This window comes from Bartonella capreoli (genome assembly GCF_902813205.1).
Lineage (GTDB): Bacteria > Pseudomonadota > Alphaproteobacteria > Rhizobiales > Rhizobiaceae > Bartonella > Bartonella schoenbuchensis.
On the sequence record NZ_CADDZX010000423.1, the window covers coordinates 1 to 380 of the forward strand.

The following is a 380-nucleotide window of genomic DNA, read 5'->3' on the forward strand; positions in this document are numbered from 1 at the left end:
ATTTTCACGCGTCAATTAGATAAAATTGCAGAACCAACTCATTTTTGTTCAGAAAGGAATTTAGACCATTTCCCCAACTTCCTTGATAAAAAATTAAATCATCCCCAAAACATTGGCGGACGCTTAGCAAGCCGCCTGCAACGCCGTCTTATGGCACAACAAAATCGTTCTTGGCATTTTGATCTTGAAGAAGGACATCTGGATACAGCACGACTTGCGCGCCTCATTATCGATCCCATGCAATCGCTTTCTTTTAAAAGAGAACACGATACACACTTTCGTGATACAGTGGTCTCATTGCTCATTGATAATTCAGGATCAATGCGAGGACGACCAATTACTGTTGCAGCAAGTTGTGCTGATATTTTAGCGCAAACACT

Annotated in this window: 1 protein-coding gene; it reads left to right on the top strand. The window is 41.3% G+C overall.

Annotated elements, in window-relative coordinates:
- The coding region (locus J7R05_RS09100) for a cobaltochelatase CobT-related protein (protein WP_425490175.1) at positions 1–380 on the top strand (380 nt) is incomplete at both ends.